General features: G+C 68.1%; 2 protein-coding genes and 1 pseudogene. 2 read left to right on the plus strand and 1 reads right to left on the minus strand.

The annotated features are described in order from the left end of the window. Positions 1-188 precede the first annotated feature (188 nt). Positions 189-2,174, minus strand: coding sequence for an acetoacetate--CoA ligase (locus I6U14_RS06855; protein WP_296897959.1), 1,986 nt, complete (start codon positions 2,172-2,174; stop codon positions 189-191). Between the two features lie 243 nt (positions 2,175-2,417). On the opposite strand from I6U14_RS06855, the gene I6U14_RS06860 reads away from it, so the two are divergent. Continuing rightward, entirely contained in the window at positions 2,418-3,431 is a 1,014-nt protein-coding gene (locus I6U14_RS06860) for a class 1 fructose-bisphosphatase (protein WP_296897961.1), read from the plus strand. 126 nt (positions 3,432-3,557) lie between these two features. After that, positions 3,558-3,686: pseudogene (locus I6U14_RS06865) on the plus strand (7-cyano-7-deazaguanine synthase); the annotation flags it as partial. Positions 3,687-3,825: the final 139 nt, after the last annotated feature.

Raw genomic sequence — 3,825 nt, forward strand, 5'->3', positions numbered from 1 at the left:
TCCGGCTCCGTCTGATTTTTGGGCAGGATGCCCAATAAATCAGCATCTCCCTAGGGAAGCGCCGATTGATTGGCGCTTCCCGTGCGGGGCAGGACGCCCGTCGGATTTATGGGCAGGATGCCCAATACATCAGCATCTCCCTAGCCGGTCTGTTGTCTACTGGCGTCAATGACGCAGGCTCCCGACGCTCATGTCCAAGTGAACGCCGCGAATGCGTCCAGGGCCTCCGGGTTCGCCAATGCCTCGCGGTTCTTGACCTCCCGCCCGTGGATCACGTCGGCGACGGCCAGCTCCACGATCTTGCCGCTGCGGGTACGTGGGATGGCCTCCACCTGCCGGATCTCCGCCGGCACGTGCCGCGGGCTCAGCTGCTCGCGCACACGCCGACGCACCTCGGCCACCAGGGTGTCACCCAGAGTGAGGCCTTCGCGCAGCACCACGAACAGCAGGATGCGCTGGTCCCCCTGCCAGTCCTGGCCCACGGCGATGGCCTCCAGCACCGCGTCCATGCCCTCCACCACGCGATAGAGCTCCGCGGTGCCGATGCGCACGCCGCCTGGGTTCAGCACCGCATCGGAGCGGCCGTGGATGACGAGTCCGCCGCGGGGCGTGAGCTCGGCGAAGTCGCCGTGGGTCCAGATGCCCCCATTCGGACCAGCGAAGCGTTGGAAGTACGCGGCGCGGTAGCGGCTGCCGTCAGGGTCATTCCAGAACCCCACCGGCATGCAGGGGAAGGGCTGTGTGCAGACCAGCTCGCCGCGCTCGCCCACCACCGGGTTGCCGGCGTCGTCGAAGACGTCCACGGCGAGCCCGAGCCCTCGGCACTGCAGCTCGCCCCGGTACACAGGCAGCATCGGGTTGCCCAGGGCGAAGCAGGACACGATGTCCGTCCCACCGGAGATGGAGGCGAGCAGCAGGTCGCCCTTGACGGCACGATAGACGTAGTCGAAGGACTCCGGCGCCAGCGGCGAGCCGGTGGAGAGCAGGGTGCGCAGCGCCATCAGGTCATGGGTGCGGGCCGGCTCGGCCCCCGCCTTCTCCAGCGCTGAGAGGTACTTGGCGCTGGTACCGAAGACCGTCACACCTTCCTCCGCCACCAAGTCCCAGAGCACCTCGGGCCCTGGGTGGAAGGGTGAGCCGTCGAACAGCACCAGCCGTGTGCCGAGCGCCAGTGCACTCGCCATCCAGTTCCACATCATCCAGCCGCAGGTCGTGAAGTAGCAGAGCCGGTCTTCTGACCCCAGGTCCGTGTGCAGGGCCAGCTCCTTCAAGTGCTGGATCAGCGTGCCGCCGGCGCCGTGGACGATACACTTCGGTTTTCCGGTGGTGCCGGAGGAGAACAGGATGTAGAGCGGATGGTCGAAGGGCAGCGGTGCGAACAGCAGCGGGCTGCCCCAGTGCGTCTCAAGCAGGTCCGGCCACAGGTGTGCGGGCTTGCTGGCCGGCTGAGGCGCATCCGGCGCAAGCCATGGCACCAGCACCAGCTGCTCCACCGATGGCAGCCCCGCCAGCATCTGCCCGAGCCGCTCGCGGAGGTCGATATGCTTGCCGGCGTAGTGGTAGCCGTCGACACCGATGAGCACCTTGGGCTCGATCTGTCCGAAGCGGTCCAGAACGCCGTTGACGCCGAAGTCTGGGGACGCCGACGACCACACAGCACCGATACTCGCCGCCGCCAACATGCCGACGATCGCCTCCGGGCGGTTCGGCAGGATGGCGGCGACGCGGTCACCTGGCCCGACCCCGACTTGGCGCAGCCAGCCCGCCACGGCGCCGACCTGTGCCCAGAGGGCACCGAAAGTGAGCGACTCCCGTTGGCCGTTCTCGCAGCGGAAGACGATGGCAATGTCATCGTGCCGCGCTTCGGCATGGCGCAGCAGGTGCTCGGCGAAGTTGAGGCGCGCCTCCGGGAACCAGCGGGCGCCGGGCATGCGCTCCGGGTGCTCCAGCACGCGGCTCCAAGGCACTGCGCTCTGCAGCCCCAGGAACTGCCAGAGCAGCGCCCAGCAGGTCTCCGTATTCAGCACCGACCAGCGATGCAGTGCCGCATAGTCCGCAAAGCGGCGCCCGCTGGCGCGCTCCGCGGCGGCCGTGAAGGCGGCCATGCGGCTCGCGGCGGCGCGCTCCGGCGCGGGTGTCCAGATGGGTTGATCGGCGGCTGTCGGTGTGCTCATCGGTCATTTCCGGGCGGCGCAGCCATAGCCCACAGGATACCGCAGCCCATGTCGGCGAGGCGCGGCAGCGCGAGCGACTGCGAATCCACGTCGAATGCGCGGAAGTGTGCCCTTATACTGAGGAGTTCTGCGGTGCAAGCCGCATCAGCACAGCCACCGCCCGCGCGCTCCGGCACCGGGCCATTCGTCCCCCCAGAGACTCCCGAGTAACAGAGACTCCCCAGCAAACGAGGTTCCACACCCATGGATCACGGCACCACCATCACCCAATTCATCAGCGAAGAGCAGCACAAGGCTCCAGGCGCCACCGGCGAGTTCACCGCGCTGCTCAACGACATCGTCACCGCCTGCAAGATGATCAGCAACCAGGTCAACCACGGCGCGCTGGTGGGCGCCCTCGGCAGTGCGGGCAGCGAGAACGTGCAGGGCGAGACACAAAAGAAGCTGGACGTGCTCTCCAACGAGATGTTCATCCAGTGCAACGAGTGGGCCGGCCACCTGGCGGCAATGGCCTCCGAGGAAATGGACGATGTTTATCAGATCCCCGAGCAGTATCCGCGCGGCAAGTACCTGATCACCTTCGATCCGCTCGATGGCTCCTCCAATATCGACGTGAACGTGTCCGTCGGCACCATCTTCAGCATCCTGCGCTGCCCGGGCGGCGTGGACAAGCCCACGGTGCGGGACTTCCTGCAGGCCGGCACCCAGCAGGTCGCCGCCGGCTATGCCCTCTACGGCCCGTCGACCATGATGGTGCTCACCACGGGCAAGGGCGTGAACGGCTTCACGCTGGACCAGAACATCGGCGAGTTCATCCTGACCCACCCCAACATGACCATCCCGGCTGATACCGCGGAGTTCGCCATCAATGCCTCCAACAGTCGCTTCTGGGAGGCGCCCATCAAGCGCTACGTGGACGAGTGCCTGGCCGGCAAGGAAGGCCCGCGCGAGAAGGATTTCAACATGCGCTGGATCGCGTCCATGGTGGCCGAAGTGCATCGCATCCTCACCCGAGGTGGCGTCTTCATGTACCCCGTGGACTCCAAGATGGCCGCCAAGGGCCAGGGCGGTAAGCTGCGCCTGCTCTACGAGGCCAACCCCATGAGCTATATCGTCGAGCAGGCAGGCGGCGGCTCCATCACCGGCACCCAGCGCATCATGGACATCCAGCCCGAGGACCTGCACCAGCGCGTGCCCGTCATCCTCGGCTCCCGCAACGAGGTGGAGCGCATCCAGGGCTACCACACCGACGGCTGAGGCCCGTTGGTGCCGGCTCTCGGCCGGCACCGGGACCACCCGCCCGCTTTGCTGTCGGCCCGGCCGCAGCCGGGTGGCTGCAGGCCCCAGCCCAGCATCATGCAAAGCGCACCCGGCGCCAGCGCCATGCCCAGTTCCAATACCGAAACCGCCGTCGTGCTGCTCTCCGGCGGCCTCGACTCCGCCACCGCCCTCGCCATCGCCAGGGCACGGGGCCTGCGCTGCCACGCCCTCAGCGTCGACTACGGGCAACGCCAACCGGCCGACCCGGACCCCCCCCGCGCTCCCCCGCCCCCCCCCCGCCCCCTTTCCCACCCCCTTGCCCCCCCGGCCCCTCCCGCCCCCCGCCGCCCCCCCCCCCCGCGCACCCCCCCCCACCGGCCCACCGACCCAC

This window comes from Thiohalocapsa sp., assembly GCF_019695415.1.
Classification (GTDB): domain Bacteria; phylum Pseudomonadota; class Gammaproteobacteria; order Chromatiales; family Chromatiaceae; genus Thiohalocapsa.

Coding starts and splice junctions, on each gene's coding strand:
- I6U14_RS06855 (WP_296897959.1), bottom strand. CDS start 2,174: ATGAGCACACCGACAGCCGCCGATCAACCCATCTGGACACCCGCGCCG.
- I6U14_RS06860 (WP_296897961.1), top strand. CDS start 2,418: ATGGATCACGGCACCACCATCACCCAATTCATCAGCGAAGAGCAGCAC.